The sequence below is a fragment of the Hydrogenobacter sp. genome, from assembly GCA_041287335.1.
Classification (GTDB): Bacteria; Aquificota; Aquificia; order Aquificales; family Aquificaceae; genus Hydrogenobacter.
Genome location: JBEULM010000038.1, coordinates 13,703 through 35,179, shown reverse-complemented (window position 1 = coordinate 35,179; position 21,477 = coordinate 13,703). Strand labels below are relative to the sequence as shown.

Sequence of the window (21,477 nt, the reverse complement as noted above, 5' to 3'; positions counted from 1 at the left end):
GATTGTCGTAAAATATTACCGATGGATCTGGTGGTAAAGTTTGGTGGAACATCTGTAGGTGGTCTTGAAAGGATAGAAAACGCTGCAAAAAGGGTTATAGAAAAGGTAAAACAGGGGTACAAGGTTGTTGTTGTATCTTCCGCAATGGCTGGTGAAACTGATAGGCTTATAAACTTAGCTAAACAGATAGATCCCTTCCCACCTGAGAGGGAAATGGACATGCTCGTGTCCACAGGCGAGCAACAAGCTGTAGCTCTCTTTGCTATCACACTGAATAAACTTGGTTATCCAGCGATGAGCCTTTGCGGTTGGCAGGTGCCTATAATTACTGACCACGTACACACGAAAGCGAAAGTGTTGAAGGTAGGTCTTCAAAGGATAAGAAACATCATAAACGAAGGTTACATACCGATAGTTGCGGGTTTTCAAGGTGTTACCGATAACTGGGAGATCACAACCCTTGGGAGGGGTGGATCTGACCTGTCTGCCGTGGTTCTCGCTCATGCTCTCAGTGCGGATTGTGAGATATACACGGATGTAGAAGGTGTCTTTACTGCTGATCCCAGAATAGTCCCCAAAGCAAAAAAAATATCTCGCATATCTTACGAAGAGATGCTTGAGATGGCTTCCTTAGGTGCTAAGGTGATGCAGGCAAGGAGTATAGAGTTCGCTATGAAGTACAATGTAAGAATCCATGTCAGGAGTTCCTTCTCGGATAAAGAAGGAACATGGATACTGCCGGAGGAGGAAGTCATGGAAAAGGTAGCGGTAAGAGCTATAACCTTAGAAATGAAAGAGTCAAGGATCACCGTAGTAAGGGTACCTGACAGACCAGGCATAGCTTACAGTATATTCAAAGCGCTCGGAGACGCTCACATAGTTGTGGATATGATAGTTCAAAATGTTTCCCATCAAGGATACACAGATCTTTCCTTTACGGTAAATAAAAATGATGCTAAGCGTGCGGAAGATATAGTAAAAAAAGTAGCTACGGAAATAGGCGCTCAGGAAGTGGTCAGAGATGATAACGTGGCAAAAATCTCCGTTGTAGGTATAGGTATGAAAAGCTCATACGGCACAGCGGCAAAGATGTTTGAAGTACTATACAAAAACAACATAAATATAATGGCTATATCCACATCGGAGATAAAGATCTCGTGTCTGATCGAAAGCAAATACGGTGAGCTTGCGGTCAGAGAACTTCATCAGGCTTTTGTAGAAGAGGGGGAAGAGGTCAAAGTTATAAATGAGACTTGATAAGGGGCTTATATCAAGAGCCTTTGAAAGGTTCAGAAATATAAAAATACTCGTGGTAGGGGATATTATCCTTGACAGGTATATATTCGGTAAAGTGGAACGTATATCTCCAGAGGCTCCGGTTCCTGTGGTGGAAGTAGAAAAGGAAGAGTTTCGGCTTGGAGGCGCGGGAAACGTAGCCAGTAATCTTTCAAATCTTGGGATAAGGGTTTACCTATGCGGTGTGGTTGGTAATGATTATGCAGGTCATGTAGTAAGTGGACTTCTCAAAGAGAAAGGTATTCACGATATTACGATAGAAGATAGGCACAGACCAACAACTCAAAAGGCTCGTGTTGTTGCAGTATCTCAACAGCTTCTACGTATAGATAACGAAAGCAAGGAGAAAATAGAGGGGAGAGTTTTAGAGGATCTTCTTGAGAGGCTTGATGTGGATGTGGACGCGGTGGTAGTTTCGGATTACGCAAAGGGTGTGGTATGTAAAGAACTTATGGACAGAATAAGGAGTAAAGGTGTCTTTTTTTCGGTTGATCCCAGACCAAAGAACAAATACCTATATATAGGTGCAGATCTTATGACACCCAATGAAAAGGAGGCAAGACAAATGCAGGAAGAGGAGAGCCTTCAAAGTCTCGGCTGGAAGTTAAAAAACAGCCTCAGATTGAAGACGCTCGTTGTAACGCTCGGATCAAGGGGTATGGCTCTTTTTGACAGAGAGTTCAAAGTATTCCCCGCAAGAGCAAAACAGGTCTACGATGTTACCGGTGCAGGCGATACAGTTATAGCAGTGCTTACAGCAGGCGTGTTGGCAGGTCTTGATTGGGAAGAAGCGTGCGAGCTTGCCAACGTATGCGCTGGTATAGTGGTAGGCAAACTCGGAACAGCAAGCCCAAGTTTTGAGGAAATTATTGAGTACGTGGAGGAAGATGTAAAAATTCGGGGTGAGGGGACTTGAACCCCTGACTTCTGGCTCCCAAAGCCAGCGCTCTACCACCTGAGCTACACCCCGTGATTAAGCCTTTGATACCATCTCCTTTTGATGTATGTAAGCTATCAGATCCCTGAGCCTACACGAGTATCCCCACTCGTTGTCGTACCATGCGACTACATGTACCATGTCTTCAATCACTTGGGTGAGACTCGCGTCAAATATAGCTGAATGTGGGTTTCCTATTATATCTTGTGATACTATAGGTTCTTCCGTATACTGAAGGATGCCCTTTAAGTCATTTTGGGAAGCCTCTTTGAAAGTTAAGTTTACCTCTTCCACATTCAAAGGCTTTTTGTTCACTATAACAGTTAGATCTATTATTGAACCATCCGGAACAGGTACTCTTCTTGCGGTACCATCAAGTTTACCCTTGAGTTCGGGTAATACCTCACCTATAGCTTTTGCCGCACCTGTAGTCGTGGGTATTATATTCATTCCAGCTGCTCTTGCCCTTCTCAAATCTTTATGAGGCAAGTCAAGTACCCTTTGATCATTAGTGTAGGCATGAACTGTCACCATATAGCCATATTTGACCCCAAAATGTCTGTGGAGAACTTTCAAGGTCGGTGCAAGGCAGTTGGTAGTGCATGAAGCATTCGAGATGATTCTGTGCTTTTCCGGATCATATATGTCTTCGTTTACTCCAAGTACTATGGTAATATCTGGATTCTTCGCTGGAGCCGATATGATAACTCTCTTTACTGTGTCTCTCAAGTGAAGCTGTGCCTTTTCCCTGCTTGTAAACGCACCAGTCGATTCTAAAACTATATCTACGCCCAGATCTCCCCAAGGTATTTCGGAGGGGTCCTTATAAGAGAAAACCTTAATTTTCGCATTGTCAACGTATATATCCTCTTTATCAGCACTTACATATCCGGAGAATATGCCATGTACAGAATCGTATTTCAGAAGATGCGCGAGAGTTCTTGTATCTGTAAGATCGTTGATAGCCACTATCTGTATATCTTCCCTTCCGTAACATGCTCTAAGGAAAGACCTTCCTATCCTGCCAAAACCGTTTATACCCACCCTTACACTCATAAGATTAATTATATTATGAGAAAACGCTGGGTGAGAAGTTCCCTTTTCACATAACCCTCCTATTACTTAACAAAAGCGGGCAGAACAGTTTATCCTGTACGCCATAACCACATCTATCTGACGAGCAAATAACTACGCTACTATCTCTTCTGACCGGCTTGCCTACCCTAAGGCTTGCTAAAATGCTTCTTGAATCAAGCCAGCATTACAAGGAAAGGACAAAGTGAGCTACCATGAAGTGATTAAGGCAATTATAAACTTAGCGGGTAGCGTACTGGTATATATGTGCTTACCTGCTTGTATGCCTATGATATCGGTTATAGCTTTTAGCGTATTATAAGTATATCTTATAATTACCATAAAAATTTTTTATTTGACAAATATCAATATATATTTCATCATATTATTGAACGAATATTCAATTAAGGAGGTTAATTATGGAGACTTTTTGGGAGACCTTCAAAAGGCACGGAGTTAGCAGGAGGGATTTTTTAAAATTTGCCACTACCATAACAGGTATAATGGGTCTGTCACCCTCCATGATACCTCAGGTGGTAAAAGCTTTAGAAACCAAGCCTAGAGTACCAGTCTTGTGGATTCACGGTCTTGAGTGTACCTGCTGTTCGGAATCTTTCATAAGATCAGCCACACCGCTTGCCTCGGATGTGGTGCTTTCCATGATATCCCTTGAGTACGATGATACGCTTTCAGCAGCTGCAGGAGAAGCCCTTGAAAGACATAGGGAGGAAATTATCAAAAAATACTGGGGAAACTATATCCTCGCGGTTGAGGGAAACCCACCGCTCGGTGAAGATGGCATGTACTGTGTAGTGGGTGGAAAGGCTTTTCTTGAAAATCTCAAAGAGTCTGCGAAAGGTGCAAAAGCTGTAATAGCGTGGGGTTCATGCGCCAGTTGGGGATGCGTCCAGGCAGCAAAACCCAACCCGACAACGGCAGTTCCCATACACAAGGTGATATCGGACAAGCCTATAATAAAAGTTCCAGGCTGTCCTCCCATAGCTGAAGTTATGACTGGTGTTATCATGTATCTTGTTCTTTTTGATTCTATACCACCTCTTGATTCTCAGGGAAGACCTAAGCAGTTTTACGGTAATCGTATACACGATACGTGCTACAGAAGAGCCTTTTTCAATGCAGGTCAGTTTGTGGAGAAGTTTGATGACGATGGAGCTAAAAAGGGATGGTGTCTTTACAAGATGGGATGCAGAGGACCTACGACATACAACTCTTGCGGAAACATACGTTGGTACAACGGTCTCTCTTATCCTATTCAAGCTGGTCACGGTTGTATAGGCTGTGCTGAAGAGGATTTCTGGGACAAAAGCCCCTTTTATCAGAGGCTTACAACTATTCCATTACCTAACGTTGAAGCAAGCCCTGACAAGGTTGGAGCTGTTGTTACAGCAGCGGCAGCTGCTGGTGCAATTGCTCACGGTGTGATTTCCAAGATCAGATCCAAATAAATAAAGGAGGTAAAAGCATGGCAAGGGTGGTAGTTGATCCAGTAACAAGAATTGAGGGACACCTGAGGATTGAGCTTATTGTGGATGAGAAGTCAGGGAAGGTTCAGGATGCTGTGTCCTCAGGTACTATGTGGAGAGGTATTGAACTCATACTGCGCGGAAGAGACCCAAGGGATGCCTGGGCTTTTGCTCAAAGGATATGTGGAGTATGTACATCTATTCACGCTTACGCATCCGTAAAGTGCATAGAGGATGCCCTTGAAATCCAGATTCCCAAAAACGCAAACTATATCAGAAACATCATGTATGGCTCTCTGCAGGTGCATGACCACTTGGTACATTTTTACCACCTTCATGCCCTTGACTGGGTTTCTCCTGTGGAAGCTTTAAAAGCTGATCCGGTTCAAACTGCAGTACTTCAAAACCAGCTCCTTGAAAAATATGGAGCAATTGCAGAACTTATGCCGGACCCGATAGGACATAGAGCTTATCCCAAAAAGTTCCCTAAAGCGACGCCTGGGTATTTTAGAGCCTTCCAAGAAAAGATAAAGAAGATAGTGGAAAGTGGACAGCTTGGTATATTTGCCGCTCACTGGTGGGATCACCCTGATTACAAACTGTTACCTCCGGAAGTTCACCTTATGGCTGTTGCCCACTATCTTAACATGCTTGATGTCCAAAGGGAACTCTTTATTCCTCAAGTTATTTTCGGAGGTAAAAATCCCCATCCTCATTACTTGGTGGGTGGGATGACCTGTTCCATATCCATGAACGATATGAACGCTCCGATAAACACGGAAAGGCTTGCGGTAGTTGAGGATGCCATATACACTCAGGCTGAAGCGGTGAATCTATTTTACCTTATTGATCTTTTAGCTATAGGGCACATATACGCACAGAAAGGGCAGGTTTACGGTGGAGGACTTGCAAAGAAGAGGACATTAGGATACGGTGAGTTTCCCGATGAGCCTTACAAAGGTATAAAGACAGGAGATTATCACAGCAAGATACTTTACCACTGCAACGGTGTTGTAGAAAATTTTGCGGAAGGTGTGGACAAAGCTAAGTATTACCCTCTTGTAGGCAAGGATTTTGCGGACCCTGGCATTATACAGGAGTTTGTAGCTCATTCCTGGTACAAGTATCCTGACGAGACAAAGGGACTGCATCCTTGGGATGGCATCACCGAACCCAATTATACAGGACCAAAAGAAGGGACAAAGACCCAGTGGAAGTACCTTGACGAACAGGGCAAGTACTCTTGGATAAAGTCTCCAAGATGGAGAGGAAAACCTTGCGAGGTGGGACCTCTGGCAAGGTATATAGTGGTCTATACCGGAGTAAAGCAAGGTCATATAAAGCCGAGCTGGATGGATGAAATGGTGGTCAAGCAGATAGATTTAGTATCTAAGGTGCTTGATATACCTCCTCATGTATGGCTACCTACAACAGTAGGAAGAACCGCTGCAAGGGGACTTGAAGCGCAGTTGGGTGTTTCAGCAAATCTTTACTTTTTGAAAAAACTTTACGACAATATAAAGGCTGGAGACACATCCGTTGCAAATATGGAAAAGTGGGATCCTTCTACATGGCCAAAAGAAGCGAAAGGTGTAGGTATAACAGATGCACCAAGAGGTGCCCTTGGCCACTGGGTGATAATAAAAGACGGAAAGATAGCTAATTATCAATGCGTAGTTCCAACTACATGGAACGGTTCACCAAGAGATCCTATGGGAGGGCAGGGTGCTTTTGAAGAATGTATGAAAGATACGCCTATTAAGGTCGTGGATAAACCCCTTGAAGTTCTGAGGGGTATACACTCCTTTGATCCTTGCCTTGCTTGTTCTACCCATCTTTACAACACCGAAGGGCAAGAAATAGTTGAAGTGAAAGTGCAAGGTGCTAATGTATGTTACTGAAGGAGGTTTTAATATGAGAGAGATTGAGGCGAAGAAGGTGTATATTTTCAGTCCGGGTTTGAGAATATGGCACTGGGTGAACTTCCTTACCATAATAACCCTTTTTATCACAGGACTATATATAGGAAACCCTTTCTTTCTCGGACCTGTAGGTGTAGAAGCAACATACGCATACAAGGAAGGCATAACTATGGACTTCATAAGAAAGATACACTTTATAGCAGGTTATGTCCTTCTCGCTTCTTTTATCTTTAGGGTGATCATATCGCTGTTTAACAAGAGAGATAGGCTTCTCTTTCCCGCTATCTGGAGGAGAGATTATTGGATGGGACTGAAAGAGATCACTTTAAAGTACATCTTTGTGATGAAAGAAGGTGAAGGTCAAGAGTATGTTAGGAACGCTTGTGCTAGAACAGTTTATCCATTAGTTTATCTGGCAATATTTGTAATGATAGCGACAGGTTTTGCCATGTACGGTATGTCCAGCCCAGGAAGTTTTTGGTCTTCCCTTTTGGGATGGATCCTTGGCTTTCTTGGTGGAGAATTTATGGTACACATGTGGCATCATTGGCTCGCGTGGCTTATAATCGTCTTTGCAGTTTTACACGTTTATCTTGTGATCAGAGAAGAAGCTCTCAAAAAGAACGGAGAACTTTCCTCCATGTTCAGCGGTTATAAAGTATTTGAGAAAGAACCAGTTGATTTGAAGGATGTGGAGTGATGAGGACGCTCGTGCTGGGTGTAGGAAACGTACTTTTATCGGACGAAGGCATGGGCATAAAAGCTGTAGAAGAACTAAAAAGGAGATACTCCTTCAACACGGAGGTGGAGCTTTTAGATGGTGGAACTTTAGGCTTAGATCTTCTCTACTTTTTGGAAGGTACTGACAGATTGTTGATAATTGACGCGGTGCTTGGGGGGAACCCCCCGGGCTTTATTTACAAGTTCAGGGGTGATGAAGTAAAGACTTACTTTAGGAGAAAAGTTTCCGCTCATGAGATAGGTATTCAAGAAGTTTTGGCGGTAGCTGAAATAACGGGTAGGTATCCCGAAGAGATAGTTGTGATAGGTATGGAACCAGAAAGTCTTGACATATCCTTAGAGCTTTCTCAAACTGTGAGGAATAACTTTGATAAGCTTTTGAATGAGGTATTGGATCAATTGAGAGAATGGGGTATAGAGGTCAAGCATGCAAAAGATCTGTCTTGATCAATTACAAAAGCTGAAAGAAAGAAGGATGAGTTTCGTGCTTTATGTAAGGTCGGAACTAAAGAGGGATAAGATAAAGGAGATTTTTGATACAGACATAGTTGTTCCGGAACTTGAAAAAGTTTTCGGTCATAAGATAGAATTTTTCTCCATATGCGCGGATGAAAATATGAAAATACTGGAAGATTTTAGACTGCCATCTTTGGTGATCTTTAAAAACGGTGAATGTGTGGAAGTTATGGATGGTATAAAAGCATGGAACGAATACGTAGAGAGGTTTATATCATGCTTATGAATGCCCCAGCTATACTGAACGAAATACTCCATGCTCTCAAAGACCTTTACGAAAAAGGCAAGGAACACATCATATACATTAACAAAATACCCATAACCGAAGAAGATAGGATAGCCATACTTGACACTTTAGGTGAAGGTCAGGTAAAGATAAGGCTTGAGTCAAAGACACAGCCCGCTGAATGGAGAGAGACAGGCATATACGGTGTGTGGATAGGTGTATTCTTTGATAGGGATAACAAACCCATTTTAGAAACTATTGAAATAACCGCATTTCCACGCATGGCATCTTCTCAGAGAGAGGATATGGAAGAATCCATCAGGATACTTGAGGATAGATTAAAAATTTTGTTTCAAAGGGAACTATAGACAGCCTGTCCTAAACATAACCCGCCATCATTAGGTGGTACCCTTTGGTGTGTGTGAACTTTAAAGCCCCTCTCCGTAAGAAGCTCTTTGATTTTGCTCACAAGGGGATCATTTTGCATAACACCACCAGATAAACACACATTCTCAATGCCTACCCTCAAAGATACCTCAAGGCAAACTTTCGCAAGGGTGTTTATAAATCTTGAAGGTATTTTCTCACGATCTGTGTCTTTTATGAGATCATAGAACATAGGTCTCCAATCTATATGTGATCTTTCCAGACTAAAGGTGTAATGATCCCTTACTAAAGGATTATAGAGATCTTCTATCATCATGGCGGCTTGACCTTCGTAAGAGAGGGTGTGTCTCACACCTATGATGGAAGCAACAGCATCAAAAAGCCTACCCACTGAACTTGAGTAAGGAGAGTTTATTCCCTTGATCCATACATTATAAAGATTCGCAAGTTCCATATTTGTAAAGGATCTTACCGTTTCTATTTCCATATCAAAGACCTCTTTACCGTAAAGCTCAAAAAGTACAGAAAGAGCTACCCTTCTGGGTTCTTTGACAGCCTTTTCCCCACCTATCAATCTGAAGGGTTTTATGTGAAAAACCCTGTCGTAATTTCCGTAATTGCAAACCATGAATTCACCACCCCAGAGGGTTCCGTCCTCGCCGTAACCGGTACCATCCCATGCTATTCCCAAAACATCCTCTTTTATACCCCTTTCAGCCATGCACGAAAGTATGTGCGCATAGTGGTGTTGTACTTTTATTATGGGTATCCCTTTAGCTTGAGAGAATACTTCTCCCCATCGGGTAGTTTCGTATCTCGGATGCATATCGCACACAACAACATCAGGTTCAAACTCATAAAGCTCCATAAGATCAAAAACCATACATTCAAAACTTTTGAGCGTTTCTATATTTTCCACATCACCTATATGCTGACTGAGTATTACAGTATCATCAAAACCTATAGCGAAGGTGTTTTTCAACATACCTCCAAGAGCTAAAACTTTTCTGCTGAGTTTAAAGGGAAGTTTTATCGGCATAGGAGCGTATCCCCTTGATCTTCTTACGGGAAGCGCTACTCCTCCAACTACCTTAACAACGGAGTCATCACACCTCCTCTTTATGTCCCTGTTGTGTATGAGGATCATATCCGCAAAAGCTGAGAGCCTTTCAAGAGCTTCTTCGTTGTCTTTTACTATAGGCTCGTCGGATAGGTTACCGGATGTGGCTATCAAAGGAAAGTCAAGGGAACTCAAAATTATGTGATGAAGAGGTGAATAAGGCAGAAAAGCTCCTATCCTTTTAAGTGCCGGTGCCACCGAAGGTGCAAGCTCTTTACGCTTTTTTATTAAAACTATAGGTCTTTCGGGAGACAAAAGTAGTGCCTTTTCAAATTCTGTTGGTTCAGCATAGAGATTTACCTGCTGTATATCTCTGAACATAACCGCAAAAGGTTTTTCTGATCTTTTTTTCCTCTTTCTTAGGAGTTTAACGGTATCTTCTTTTGTTGCATCGCACATAAGATGAAAGCCTCCTATCCCTTTTACCGCCACTATAAGACCATCCCTTAAAGCTTTGATGAGGAGTCTCAGCGCTTCATTACGTTCACCTAATAGTCTGCGGTCACTTCCGTAAAGACTAAGCCATGGTCCACACATGTGACAGGCATTAGGCTGGGCGTGGAATCTTCTATTTGCAGGATCTTCATACTCTTTGTGACAATTCTCACACATAGTAAAGAGCTTCATAGTCGTATGAGGTCTATCGTAAGGAAGTTTTTCAATTATGGTAAATCTCGGTCCACAGTTGGTACAGTTTATAAAGGGATATAGGTATCTTCTATCGGCTGGATCAAAAAGTTCCCTCAAACATTCATCGCAAGTAGCTATGTCAGGTAACACCAGTACCTCTTTTCTCCCTTCACCCTTACTCTTTCTTATCTCAAAAGTGTTGTATCCTGCATCATCAAGGTACTCAATCTCTTGTGAGTATATGTGGGACAGAGGTGGTTTTTCCTCACTCAATCGCAACAAGAATTTCTGCAAAACTTCCTCCTTGCCCTCAACCTCTATCTCAACGCCTGAGGAGTCATTTATCACCCACCCTTTGAGTCCAAGCTCAGTAGCTATACGATAAACGAATGGTCTAAAGCCTACCCCTTGAACTGCACCTTTCAGATTTATTTTAAGTCTCATCTTCACACTCCAATTCAAGGCTTTTTAGAAGCATATCCTGACCGCCCGTAATTTGCGTGTCTGTAGAGCCACAAACTGGACAAAGGATGTTGAGCTGATCCTTTTCGCTTTCCGTATGGCATTCTTTGCACTTGATTTTCAACCTCTCCAGCTCAACCACGAATAAGGCATCTTCCGCAACGGTTCCTTCTTTGAAAGTGTTGAAGGCAAGCTCAAGAAGGTGAGGTTCTACACCGGAAAGTATACCTAAGCTCACAACTACCTTTGTAACCTTCTTAGCCCTATTTTCTTGTGCGTATTGCTCTATGAGTTCTATAAGACTCTGAACTATGGAAAATTCATGCATATCAGCATATCCTCGGCAGAAGCTCACCAGCAGGGGGATCAAGTACCCTGTGTGTACCGTAAAAAGTTCGGAGGATAACCTTAGGAGAACCTTCCACCGGAATAGCCTTGCCAATTATCCGAGCATCTTCCCCGTCAGGATGATTTCTAATTACGTTGAGTACCTTTTCCGCATCCTTTTCGGGAAGAGCTATAACGACCCTACCTTCACAGGCGAGGTGGTAAGGTTCAAGACCCAAAAGTTCGCAAAGCCCAACAACTGGTTCTTTAATAGGTATGTTTTCCTCGTCAATTAAGAAAGATACACGCGAACTTATCGCCCATTCGTATAAAACCGCTGAAAGCCCGCCCCTTGTTGGATCTCTCATGGCATGTATCTCCACGCCGGATTTAATGATCTTTTCTATAAGATCCCATAAACTCCTACAATCACTCTCAAGTTCCACATCCATTTGAATACCTTCCCTTTGAGCGAGTATGCAGGCACCATGCTCACCTATTCCACCAGATACAATTATTACATCCCCAGCCTTTACGTTACTGCAAGAGATACCTTCGTAAAGCACTTTACCTATACCGGATGCGCTTATAAAAAGACCGTCTACGTTACCTCGCGGGACTACTTTTGTGTCACCAGCAACCACAAGCACGCCAGACTTTTGTGCTTCTTCTTTCATGCTGATCACTATACTCTCAAGTTCTTCGTAAGGGAAACCTTCCTCTATGATGAATCCTAAGGACATATAAATGGGCTTTGCTCCCATAACGGATAGATCGTTTACCGTTCCCGCAACTGCAAGTTTTCCTATATTCCCGCCTTTGAAAAAGATAGGATTTACGGTAAAGGAATCTGTGGTAAAAGCTATTTTTGAATCTACCTCAAGCAAAGCCGCATCTTCAAGTTTATTAAGATACTCGTTGGATAGGTGTCTCAAAAAAACTTCTTTTATAAGCCTCCATGTATCTTCCCCACCACCACCATGTGAGAGAAGAACCCTCTTCATATTATACCTCCTCCTAATGAGTTGTACATACGGAACAAGCATCAAAGCTTCTCAAAACCATCTCCGCATGTATGGGATTTTTCAAGCCGATCATAGCTCTTTCGGCTACACCTAAATATCTTTCACACCTGGGTCCTAAGTTCCACACCGACGGGGTTATAATGTCATACTTGATCACAGTACCTTTTTCTATACGCACGTTATGTATGAGGGTACCTCTTGCCGCTTCAACTATACCTATGCCTTCACCTGTAACCTTTTCCGGTTTTTGATGGAGGGTGTAGTAAGATGGTTCTTTTATAAGGGCGTATAGGTAAAGAAGTTTCTCCCTTGTGGCATCTATAAGTTCCCAGATCTCAAGAAGACGGGAAAGTACTCTAACCATATAACTATCTCTGTAGATTTTGTAAAGCCTCTTGATGAAGGGATTACCTGAAAGAAATTGCCGAGATAATGGTCCTGTTTCATAAGGTAGTCCATTGTAACGTACCACTTTTGCACCTGAGTATGGAGAAATATCAGTCTCTTTTATCTTTGATATGTTCAAGGAACATAACTTCTTTTCTCCTGTGAAGTGACCTGGACTTATACAAGGAAATACTTCACCCCCTGTTAAGAATCTTCCGTAAGATAAACCTATCTTGTCAAGCCCATACTTGGCGCAAAGTTCTGCAAAGAGTTTCACATCACCTTTTAGTTCTTCCCAATAGCCAAACTTTTTAGAGGATTGAAAACTCTCCATACTCATACCAACTGTTTCTTCAAGAAAGAAATCCGTAACTTTATCAAGTATAGATAAAGCCTTTGAAAGATCAGCGTTCGTAAAATTTGATGTGATGCCTCCGGGAACAGCGTAAGAAGAGTGCGGCCATTGACCGCCGAATATGGCTATTATCTTGACAGCTTCCGACGCGATACTTATGGCGCTTTTCCACTTTTTACCCCTAAAAGGTTCAAATTCTTCAAGTTTCTCACCGAGTCTTATAAAGTCCGGCATCACGAAGAGGTAAAACCACTTTATGTGATTTTGTACCATCTCTATCATCAGCGTTATGTCCCTCACGAGTTTTGCTTTCTGGGATAGTTTTACCTGTCCTATAGCATCTTCAAGAGCTTTTACACACGCCATTAAATGAGCATGCCCACATATACCGCATACCCTGGGTGTTATCGCAAGTGCGTCCATAAAGGGTCTTCCCTCAAGTACCCTTTCAATACCCCTTGAGCTTGCTACTCTTACCTTGGCATCATAAATATGTCCATCCTTCCAAATAAGCTCAAGCTCAGCTGTACCTTCTACTCTTGCAAGCAGTCTTTTCTCAACCTTCAATTTTTAACCTCTCTGGTGCAAAAACTTTTGCAATACCTGAGAGCATTATGTAGCCTCTCTTTGATACACCTATGGGCAACTCTGCTGGTAAACCTGCAAATTGCTTAGTTTCAAAAAGTCCCACTCTGGGAAAATCAAACTCAGTACAACCAAAACATGGTGTACCAGCTCTGGTTTTTGAGTTAACACCATTCCAGAGTATTATGTTGCACGAAGAATATGTCATCGGACCCCTACATCCGTAGTTATAAAATAAACAGCCCTTTTTAGAACCTAAGCTTTCCGGTTCTATCTTCCACTCAAAATACTCATTTCGTGTGCATCCCCAATGTGTCAAACTCGAGTAAAACTCTTTTGGTCTTCCGTAGTTGTCAAGCTCAGGTTTTATACCCTTAGACAAGCTCCTTATGACCCCAACTATCCATTCGGGATGAGCTGGACAGCCCGATACATTTATGACTGGAAGCCCGCCCTTTGAGATAAAGTCCTTTCCCAAAAGCCCTCCCGCTTCTTTAAACCTGTATTGAAGCCCAAAGACCCTATAATCTTTTAAAGCGGGTATGTTACCATAGGAGGCACAGCTACCAACAGCCATAACGTAATCCGCGATGTAGCAAAGTTCTCTTATCTTTTTGTCATCTCCCCTTACAGCACCCTCAATTACAAGGAGGTTCACCTTCATAGCCCCTTTTAACACCTCACTTAAGATCTCCTCCTCATCTCCTACAGATAGGGAGGGATGAAACAGAAAGTTTACTTCCTTGAGGAGAGAGTCAAAGGTTTCACAGTTTAAAAGGGAATGAGTGTTACCGCAACATGAAAGTCTCTGTAGCCAAAGTACGTTCATTTCGCAACCCTTTTGTAGATCCTCAATTTAAACTTCAGGTAGTCTATCCAATTCTCTATACCTTCCCCAGTCTTTGCGGACAGTGTTATAAAATCCATGTTAGGCTTTAGTTTCCTTGCCGAGCTTACTGCCTTATCCACGGAAAAATCCACATAAGGTAAAAGGTCTATCTTCGTTATTAACATGAGATCAGCGCATCTGAACATTACCGGATACTTCTCTGGCTTGTCTTCCCCTTCAGTCACTGATAGGAGAACTACGTTAAGGTGCGCTCCTACATCGTAAGATGCAGGACACACGAGATTTCCTACATTTTCTATAAAAACCACATCAAGCTCTTCCAAAGGTAGGTGATGAATACCTTCGTGAACCATAAAGGCATCAAGATGGCAAGCATTTCCCGTGGTTATCTGGTAAGCTGGTGCGCCTTTCGCCTTTATCCTTTGAGCGTCTCTATTAGTTTCAAGATCTCCTTCTATGACTCCTATCCTAAGCTCATCGCTTACAAACTCTATAGTTTTTTCAAGGAGACTTGTTTTTCCAGCTCCGGGCGAGCTCATCAAGTTTATACAGTAAACACCGTACTCTTGGAAATGCTCCCTGTTTTCCTGAGCTTGCTTGTCATTGGCATCAAGTATTTTGGTAAACACCTCAATAGTCTTTTTATCCTCCGAATGCTGAACGTGCTGGTGATTTACCGAACAACCACACTCTCTGCACATGGTAATCCTCCGAATAGTTATTCATTCTTTAAATATACACCGTAAAAGTAGAAGGACAAGATATAATATTCTCATGCATGTGCTGGTTCGTGTGTTTCTAAAAGAGAGCGAGGAGTTTGAAAGTGAACCTCTTTATTCTAGGATCTTAAAAGTATTGCAAGATAAAGGTGTAGGTGGAGCAACTGTATTAAAAGGCATTTTAGGATATGGAACTACCGGACATTATCATTATGAAGGTATTGAGGTTATGTCTTACGATCTTCCTGTAGTAATAGAGTTTGTTGATGAGGAGGAGAAAGTGGAAGGGATTTTGGAAGAAGTGAGCAAGTATTTGAAAAGTGGACTCATAAGCCTGGAGAAGGCTCAGATATGGGTTTGGCAATAGCTATAGCTTTGGGAGGTGCTTTAGGCTCAATTTTTAGATACTATCTTTCCAAATTTTTACAGGATAAAGTGGGTATAGATTTCCCCTTTGGAACACTCGTGGTAAATCTCATTGCGTGCTTTTTGATAGGTTTTTTCTTCTCTTATTTTGTTGAAAAACTTGCAGTATCACCCGCTATCAGAGCCTTCCTGATAACAGGTTTTCTTGGAGGCTTTTCTACGTTTTCCACTTTTTCTTACGAGAGTTACAATCTCTTCATGAACGGTGAGGTTTTTAAAGGTATGTTTTACATTTTCTTGAGTGTTTTTGTGGGTATTTTTGTAACGCTTTTGGGTTATAATACAGGAAGAGTACTATGAAGTGCGAAGAAGCGCTTTTAGTTCGTATCTTTTTTGGTGAAAATGACAAGTACGAGGGGAAACCACTTTATAAATACATAACTGAATTTTGCAAAAGTAAAAATATAGCAGGTGTTACTGTCTTTAGAGGCATATTAGGTTACGGAAAGTCATCAGTAATACACAAAGCTGGTCTTTTCAAGTTATCTTCTGACCTTCCAATAGTTGTTGAGATAATAGATTGTGAAGAGAACATAAAGGCTGTACTTCCGGAAATTGCAAAGTTTATAAGCGGTGGACTTATAACCTTAGAAAAGGTTAAGATACTTAGAGCTCCTTAACCTATGTTATTCTAAAAATATGAGGAATACTGATCTTTTTGAAATGGCAAAAAGATACATGCCCGGGGGCGTAAGCTCTCCGGTAAGAGCCTTTAAGGCTGTAGGTGGGAATCCCATAGTTGTGGAAAAGGCTAAGGGTTCAAAAATATGGGATGTGGAAGGTAAAGAGTACATAGACTTTCTTTGCTCATGGGGTCCACTCATATTGGGACATTCTCACCCTTTAGTAGTTGAAGCCATATTCCAACAGGCACAGAAAGGGCTTTCTTATGGACTTACTAACGTGCATGAAATCACTCTTTCCCAAATGGTTTGTCAACTTGTGCCTTCCATTGAAAAGGTGAGGTTCGTATCTTCAGGTACCGAAGCTACCATGTCAGCTATAAGGTTAGCCAGAGCTTACACCAAAAGAAAGTATGTAGTTAAGTTTGACGGTTGTTATCATGGACATTACGACAGTCTTTTGGTGAGCGGTGGTTCGGGAGTTGCTACCTTTGGAGTTCCTGGCACCGCAGGTGTTCCGGAAGAATTAGCTAAACTGACATTGGTGCTTCCATACAATGACCATTTGGCTGTTAAAGAAGCATTTAATAAATATGGGGAGGATATAGCTTGTGTAATAGTTGAGCCTGTTGCGGGAAATATGGGAGTTGTAGTTCCTGATTTTGAGTTTCTTAAGGTACTTCGCAAAGAAACAGAAAAGTACGGAGCCTTGCTCATATTTGATGAAGTCATAACAGGCTTTAGAGTTTCATTGGGTGGCGCTCAGGAACTTTTCGGTATAAATCCAGATATTACGTGTCTTGGGAAAATACTTGGTGGAGGGATGCCCTTAGGTGCTTATGGAGGTAGAGAGGAGATAATGGACTTGGTATCACCGCAAGGTTTTGTCTATCAGGCAGGCACACTTTCCGGAAACCCTCTCTCTATGGTGGCTGGTATAAAGACCATTGAAATGCTAACAAAGGAAAAACCTTACAGTTACTTGGAACTTCTTACCAAGAAACTGGTCGATGGCATATCCGAACTTTTAAAAGAGAAAGGTATTCCGCATAGGATAAATTGGATAGCTTCCATGTTTACTTTATTTTTTACAAGAGGTGATGTGAGAGACTTTAAAAGTGCTAAAGCTTCTGACGTAGATATGTTTGGAAAGTTTTTCAGAGCATTGCTTGGTCAAGGAATCCTTATACCACCTTCCCAGTTTGAAGCGTGGTTTTTAAGTCTTGCTCACACTCAAGAGGATATAGATATAGCACTTGAAAAGATAAAAAAAGCTTTGGGATCACTGTAAAAGATCTTTATAAACGTAGTAATTGTATAGTACACGCTTTACATATTCCCTTGTTTCTTTAAAAGGTATAGTTTCAATAAAGAGATAAGGATCATCGTAAGACTTCCAAGACCTTACTTTGTTTTCTCCAGCGTTGTAGCTCGCAAGAACCTTAACAAGATCACCGCTCCATATCTCGTAAAGATACTTTAGATAAGCGGTTCCTAAAAACACGTTAATTTTCGGATCTAATACATTTTGAAGCTCCATACCCAACTTATTAGCCATCCACCTTGCGGTGCTATCCATGAGTTGCATCAGACCCTTAGCTCCTGATATGGATACAGCGAAGGGATCAAAAAGACTCTCTTGCCTCATAACAGCCCACACAAGCTGAGAACTAACTCCGTACCTTTCAGATGCTTCGTAAACATACTCTCTGTAAGGTAATGGGAATGCCACGGAATTGTATACATCTGACCTACTTCCGTATTTTCTCAATGCAAGCCTTATAGCAAGAAAGGGATCAAATCTGGATATAGCTATAATATCCGTAGGCGAAAGAAGATCTATCCTTTTGAAAGCTTCAAGTCTTGAGTAGTAGTAAAAACCAGCATCCCTTATAGCTTTTATAACGTTAGCCTGTAGAGGGATACCGCCATCTGAAAAGACACGTCTGAGTACCCTGTGAGCTATAGATTCACCTACTTTAAGTTTTGCAACAGCTGAGTAAAACCCGTCGCCTTTTGTAGCTTCCACCAAATACCTCAAACCCGCATCCTCCCTCCCTTCCATAACATAAGACCTATAAACCCAAAAGCATGACTGAGAGATCTCGCTTTCATTACTCGCAAAGTAGTAAGCTCTTATGAAGTTGTGTATAGAATCTTCGTAATCTCCCACTATAAAACTCACAAGACCTAAATTGAAAAATTTTTTATAGCTGTCAGTCATAAGAGATATGTATTCTTTGGCTTTTTGGTAATCTCCTTTGTAAAGGTAGTGTCTTCCTACGAGAAAGAGTACACTGTTCCTTATAGGATCGCTTCTTAGCTTCAAGATAGTTTCCCTAATTTTGTCCTCTTTATCTTCTTTTATATATATACCTACGAGTGGAAGCTTTCCCCTTTCATCATCGCATGATTGAAAGGTTTCTTCAGCCCTTTCCTTATCACCAGCATGCATGTATGCCAATCCCACATAATAACAGGCTTTTTTTTCTCTTACTCCTGAAAGTACCCTCAATGCATCGTAATAGTATCTGTGTCTTATCAGCTTTTGAGCAACTCCTATAGCCTCATCATCATCCAGATCAACACTTCCTATGAAATCCCTAAAAAGAGTTGGATCCAAAAGAAGAGCTTTCTTCTTGTCAAGGTCAAGATCTTTCCAAAGTTCCGCATACTTGCTGAGAAGATCTGGTTTTAATCTACTCAAGTTTATGCTCTCCAAATAACTCCTCGCACTCTTGAGATCCCCTCTGGCGTATGCATCTTCCGAAAGCATGAGCTTTAGATCCTCCAAAAAGACAGCATCAGGATAGCTTTTTAAGATATCTCTTCCTATCTTTTCGTCCCTACTTTTGAGATATTCGGAAAGGAGCTTATACTCTTGTGGTAGAATATCCTGAGAGATGGATAGCCTCGGAGAAAAGGCGAATAAAAAGATCAGAAAGAAAAATACTTTCTCATGAACTCTCCCCATTGTCCACCTTCAATACCCTTACCTTACCGCTGGCTATATCTTCAATAGCTTGGAAGGTTTTTTTCACGAGATCCCCTTTTGTTTTGTCCTTTACGAATATATCTTCACCGTATTGCATAAGTTGTTCTACCCTTTTAGCTGCAGCATGCACAAGCTCATACCTTGAAGATACGAGCTTTAATGCCATCTCCACGTTAGGTCTCCTACTCATGAAAAACCTCCTCTGTTAAATTATTACTTTACTTCCAAAACTTGAGGTATCAGTAACCCGTAACCCATTTGCTGCCAATGAATTAACTCCGTGAGAGCAGAAGGTACAAGCGTTACGAAAGGATAAAAATCCTTCTCCGAGTATCCGTAAAACTGCCTTGCCGCCATGGAGCAAACTGTGAACTTCACGCCGTAAAAACTTAGACTCTCTATCCTCTCTACTATGCTTTCGTACTTCTTTCTATTCTCTTTGGCGAATACAGGAAGCTCCCTACCGTGAGATACAACAACTATATCTATATCCTCAGGAGAATAGTTGTAAGGTGGGTTGGAAAGTACGTACACCAAGTTAGATACCCAACCCAAAGCCGGACCTATCTTTTCAGGATTATCAAAGTAAAATTCTACCACAGCCTTAAATGGTTTAGTGTACTGTGTCTGTATAAATTTGGCACCCTCAGCCCCAAAGGATACGCAAAGGATCAGCAAAAGGGTGAAGATAACTCTTGCGTACATACTTTATAATTATAATTCCAAAGTTGCCATGCTGGAAATAGAAGCTCATGAGCTTTACAATCTTGAAGATAAGGTACTTGTAGACGTAAGAAGTCCTTCTGAGTATAACGAGTTTCACATACCTGGTGCCATAAACTTACCCATCTTTGAAGATGAGGAAAAGAAGATCATAGGCTTCATATACAGAACTCAAGGCACACAAAAAGCTAAGGATTTTGGATATTCAATAGCTCAAAGTAAACTCGCAAGGATCTTTGATAGTTTCAGAAAACTAAAAGACAACCATCGGTATGTGATAGTTTATTGCTGGAGGGGAGGTATGAGAAGTCAGGAACTTTGTAAAGCTTTATCTTCAGCGGGTATACAGGTTATAAGACTAAAGGGTGGATACAGAGCTTACAGGCAGTTTATACTGCAAGATATCCAAAACAGGCTACGGGGTGTAAACTTCCTCGTTCTTACTGGAAAAACTGGTGTAGGGAAAAGCAAGATCCTGAGATTACTGAAGATGGAGGGCTTACCTGTAATTGATCTTGAAGATCTCGCCCAGGATAGAGGTTCTGTATTCGGTAAGGTAGGCAAGAAGACAAAAGTTTCCCAAAAGATGTTTGATGCTCTATTGTACGAGAGTTTGAGAGGTATAAACTGTGATTATGCTTTTATTGAGGACGAAAGCAGATGTGTAGGGAACATACATCTGCCAGATGTTCTATGGAGCAAAAAAGAGGAAGGTGTATTCATAGAGCTGGAAAACAGCATGGAAAACAGAGTTAAAAATATACTTGAGGAATATACAAAAGTGGAAGGGTGGGAGGAAGAAGTGAGGCAATCCCTTGAAAGGATAAAAAAGTATTTGGGTGAAAGTGACTATACCGAGGCGTTAAATATGCTAAAAAACAAAAAGTATGAAACTCTCGTAAAATTCCTCATAGAGACCCACTACGACAGAAGGTATAGGGTGAGCAAGAAACCTATTTATACGATTAATTGTAGCGATATACAAAGGTGCAAGGCGGAACTTATAAAAATTTTTGATACATACTCTAAAATTTGTCCCTCAAGCTTTCCAAGATAATATCCTTTATTTCATCCTCATTTTGGTCTCGCAGTATCCTTTTAGCAAAAAGGAATCTCTTTTCCCAATAAGGTTCATCTATTTTGCTTATGATGATACCTTGAGTAGTGGAGGCATGTATCATTTTCCCATCACCTAAATATATGCCTACATGCGAGGGATAACTTGCGTAGGTTGCAAAAAAGAGTAAATCCCCAGGTTTTAAGTCCTGCTTTTTTACAGGGATACCGTAATTTGCCTGTTCTCTTGCCGATCTGGGAAGATTTATACCGTTTATTAGAAAAACCTTCTGTACGAAAGCCGAGCAGTCCATTGCTTGAGAGCTTTCCGAACCGAATTTGTATCTTCTATCTATGAGTGATAGTGCGGTAATAACCACTTCGTCCTCTTTTGAACTTTCTGGAAAGGCAAAAGACATATACACAGAGGATAACATCCACACTATTAGAGTTATAACACCCACCATCTTAAACTCCCCCACATAAAATGTTACTATTTAAAAAATTATATGTCAATAAATAAACTAAACTATCCTACTTGCTTAGAAAGAAAACTCTCAATAGCCATTGACATAGATGAGGATTCGCCTTATCTTTTGCCAATAACTTTA

Annotated in this window: 24 protein-coding genes and 1 tRNA gene; 13 read left to right on the top strand and 12 right to left on the bottom strand. The window is 41.5% G+C overall.

Features of this window, described 5'->3' with window-relative positions; genetic code table 11:
• Positions 1 to 21 precede the first annotated feature (21 nt).
• Both ABWK04_05590 and rfaE1 read left to right on the top strand, forming a co-directional pair.
• The gene (locus tag ABWK04_05590) at positions 22 to 1,257 is read left to right on the top strand and encodes an aspartate kinase (protein MEZ0361357.1); all 1,236 of its coding nucleotides are present in this window, start codon (positions 22 to 24) and stop codon (positions 1,255 to 1,257) included.
• A complete protein-coding gene (gene rfaE1, locus ABWK04_05585) occupies positions 1,247 to 2,212 on the top strand; it encodes a D-glycero-beta-D-manno-heptose-7-phosphate kinase (GenBank protein ID MEZ0361356.1) in 966 nt (321 codons plus the stop codon). Before ABWK04_05590 ends, rfaE1 begins: the two co-directional genes overlap by 11 nt.
• Here rfaE1 and ABWK04_05580 read toward each other — a convergent pair.
• Both ABWK04_05580 and gap read right to left on the bottom strand, forming a co-directional pair.
• A tRNA-Pro gene (locus tag ABWK04_05580) sits at positions 2,194 to 2,266 on the bottom strand. The genes rfaE1 and ABWK04_05580 overlap by 19 nt on opposite strands.
• A gap of 3 nt (positions 2,267 to 2,269) precedes the next feature.
• On the bottom strand, positions 2,270 to 3,289 hold the full coding sequence (gene gap / locus ABWK04_05575) for a type I glyceraldehyde-3-phosphate dehydrogenase (GenBank protein MEZ0361355.1): 1,020 nt from the start codon (positions 3,287 to 3,289) through the stop codon (positions 2,270 to 2,272).
• A gap of 437 nt (positions 3,290 to 3,726) precedes the next feature.
• Between gap and ABWK04_05570 the strand changes: the two genes are divergently transcribed.
• Genes ABWK04_05570 through ABWK04_05545 form a run of 6 tightly spaced genes read left to right on the top strand, consistent with a single transcriptional unit; the run spans position 3,727 to position 8,564 of the window.
• Positions 3,727 to 4,773, top strand: coding sequence for a hydrogenase small subunit (locus tag ABWK04_05570; protein MEZ0361354.1), 1,047 nt, complete (start codon positions 3,727 to 3,729; stop codon positions 4,771 to 4,773).
• A gap of 17 nt (positions 4,774 to 4,790) precedes the next feature.
• Positions 4,791 to 6,692, top strand: coding sequence for a nickel-dependent hydrogenase large subunit (locus ABWK04_05565; protein ID MEZ0361353.1), 1,902 nt, complete (start codon positions 4,791 to 4,793; stop codon positions 6,690 to 6,692).
• Between the two features lie 13 nt (positions 6,693 to 6,705).
• Positions 6,706 to 7,413, top strand: coding sequence for a Ni/Fe-hydrogenase, b-type cytochrome subunit (cybH, locus tag ABWK04_05560; GenBank protein ID MEZ0361352.1), 708 nt, complete (start codon positions 6,706 to 6,708; stop codon positions 7,411 to 7,413).
• Positions 7,413 to 7,901 carry a HyaD/HybD family hydrogenase maturation endopeptidase gene (locus ABWK04_05555; protein MEZ0361351.1) on the top strand — a complete coding sequence of 163 codons (489 nt, stop codon included), beginning with the start codon at positions 7,413 to 7,415 and terminating at the stop codon, positions 7,899 to 7,901. The genes cybH and ABWK04_05555 overlap by 1 nt, the downstream gene beginning before the upstream one ends.
• Positions 7,882 to 8,196, top strand: coding sequence for a thioredoxin (locus tag ABWK04_05550; GenBank protein MEZ0361350.1), 315 nt, complete (start codon positions 7,882 to 7,884; stop codon positions 8,194 to 8,196). Before ABWK04_05555 ends, ABWK04_05550 begins: the two co-directional genes overlap by 20 nt.
• Entirely contained in the window at positions 8,187 to 8,564 is a 378-nt protein-coding gene (locus ABWK04_05545) for a hydrogenase expression/formation protein (GenBank protein ID MEZ0361349.1), read from the top strand. Before ABWK04_05550 ends, ABWK04_05545 begins: the two co-directional genes overlap by 10 nt.
• Here ABWK04_05545 and hypF read toward each other — a convergent pair.
• From hypF to hypB, 6 genes are read right to left on the bottom strand one after another with little or no spacing between them, the layout of a single operon-like run.
• Complete coding sequence (gene hypF, locus ABWK04_05540; GenBank protein ID MEZ0361348.1) at positions 8,549 to 10,777, bottom strand: carbamoyltransferase HypF; 2,229 nt, start codon at positions 10,775 to 10,777, stop codon at positions 8,549 to 8,551. The two genes, ABWK04_05545 and hypF, sit on opposite strands and share 16 nt — an antisense overlap.
• Positions 10,767 to 11,123: a hydrogenase maturation nickel metallochaperone HypA gene (hypA, locus tag ABWK04_05535; protein MEZ0361347.1), complete on the bottom strand. Its 357-nt coding sequence runs from the start codon at positions 11,121 to 11,123 to the stop codon at positions 10,767 to 10,769. The genes hypF and hypA overlap by 11 nt, the downstream gene beginning before the upstream one ends.
• A gap of 1 nt (position 11,124) precedes the next feature.
• Positions 11,125 to 12,126: a hydrogenase expression/formation protein HypE gene (gene hypE / locus ABWK04_05530; GenBank protein ID MEZ0361346.1), complete on the bottom strand. Its 1,002-nt coding sequence runs from the start codon at positions 12,124 to 12,126 to the stop codon at positions 11,125 to 11,127.
• Between the two features lie 13 nt (positions 12,127 to 12,139).
• Complete coding sequence (locus ABWK04_05525; GenBank protein ID MEZ0361345.1) at positions 12,140 to 13,456, bottom strand: nickel-dependent hydrogenase large subunit; 1,317 nt, start codon at positions 13,454 to 13,456, stop codon at positions 12,140 to 12,142.
• Positions 13,446 to 14,303, bottom strand: a complete 858-nt coding sequence (locus ABWK04_05520; protein MEZ0361344.1) for a Ni/Fe hydrogenase — start codon at positions 14,301 to 14,303, stop codon at positions 13,446 to 13,448. Before ABWK04_05520 ends, ABWK04_05525 begins: the two co-directional genes overlap by 11 nt.
• Positions 14,300 to 15,025 (bottom strand): hydrogenase nickel incorporation protein HypB, encoded by a 726-nt coding sequence (gene hypB / locus ABWK04_05515; GenBank protein MEZ0361343.1) that lies wholly within the window; start codon positions 15,023 to 15,025, stop codon positions 14,300 to 14,302. Before hypB ends, ABWK04_05520 begins: the two co-directional genes overlap by 4 nt.
• 73 nt (positions 15,026 to 15,098) lie before the next feature.
• Here hypB and ABWK04_05510 point away from each other — a divergent pair, with 73 nt between their 5' ends.
• The 4 genes from ABWK04_05510 to hemL are packed head-to-tail and all read left to right on the top strand — an operon-like array spanning position 15,099 to position 17,383.
• Complete coding sequence (locus ABWK04_05510) at positions 15,099 to 15,410, top strand: DUF190 domain-containing protein (protein MEZ0361342.1); 312 nt, start codon at positions 15,099 to 15,101, stop codon at positions 15,408 to 15,410.
• Positions 15,395 to 15,769, top strand: coding sequence for a fluoride efflux transporter CrcB (crcB, locus tag ABWK04_05505; GenBank protein ID MEZ0361341.1), 375 nt, complete (start codon positions 15,395 to 15,397; stop codon positions 15,767 to 15,769). The genes ABWK04_05510 and crcB overlap by 16 nt, the downstream gene beginning before the upstream one ends.
• A complete protein-coding gene (locus tag ABWK04_05500; protein MEZ0361340.1) occupies positions 15,766 to 16,089 on the top strand; it encodes a DUF190 domain-containing protein in 324 nt (107 codons plus the stop codon). The genes crcB and ABWK04_05500 overlap by 4 nt, the downstream gene beginning before the upstream one ends.
• 19 nt (positions 16,090 to 16,108) lie before the next feature.
• The gene (gene hemL / locus ABWK04_05495) at positions 16,109 to 17,383 is read left to right on the top strand and encodes a glutamate-1-semialdehyde 2,1-aminomutase (GenBank protein ID MEZ0361339.1); all 1,275 of its coding nucleotides are present in this window, start codon (positions 16,109 to 16,111) and stop codon (positions 17,381 to 17,383) included.
• Here hemL and ABWK04_05490 read toward each other — a convergent pair.
• The 3 genes from ABWK04_05490 to ABWK04_05480 are packed head-to-tail and all read right to left on the bottom strand — an operon-like array spanning position 17,375 to position 19,792.
• Positions 17,375 to 19,066 carry a transglycosylase SLT domain-containing protein gene (locus ABWK04_05490; protein MEZ0361338.1) on the bottom strand — a complete coding sequence of 564 codons (1,692 nt, stop codon included), beginning with the start codon at positions 19,064 to 19,066 and terminating at the stop codon, positions 17,375 to 17,377. The two genes, hemL and ABWK04_05490, sit on opposite strands and share 9 nt — an antisense overlap.
• Complete coding sequence (gene rpoZ, locus ABWK04_05485; GenBank protein ID MEZ0361337.1) at positions 19,050 to 19,277, bottom strand: DNA-directed RNA polymerase subunit omega; 228 nt, start codon at positions 19,275 to 19,277, stop codon at positions 19,050 to 19,052. Before rpoZ ends, ABWK04_05490 begins: the two co-directional genes overlap by 17 nt.
• Before the next feature lie 23 nt (positions 19,278 to 19,300).
• Positions 19,301 to 19,792 (bottom strand): DsrE family protein, encoded by a 492-nt coding sequence (locus ABWK04_05480; GenBank protein MEZ0361336.1) that lies wholly within the window; start codon positions 19,790 to 19,792, stop codon positions 19,301 to 19,303.
• Positions 19,793 to 19,820: 28 nt separating this feature from the next.
• Here ABWK04_05480 and mnmH point away from each other — a divergent pair, with 28 nt between their 5' ends.
• Positions 19,821 to 20,867, top strand: coding sequence for a tRNA 2-selenouridine(34) synthase MnmH (gene mnmH / locus ABWK04_05475; protein MEZ0361335.1), 1,047 nt, complete (start codon positions 19,821 to 19,823; stop codon positions 20,865 to 20,867).
• Here mnmH and ABWK04_05470 read toward each other — a convergent pair.
• Positions 20,836 to 21,333: a C40 family peptidase gene (locus tag ABWK04_05470; GenBank protein MEZ0361334.1), complete on the bottom strand. Its 498-nt coding sequence runs from the start codon at positions 21,331 to 21,333 to the stop codon at positions 20,836 to 20,838. The genes mnmH and ABWK04_05470 overlap by 32 nt on opposite strands.
• Between the last annotated feature and the right edge of the window lie 144 nt (positions 21,334 to 21,477).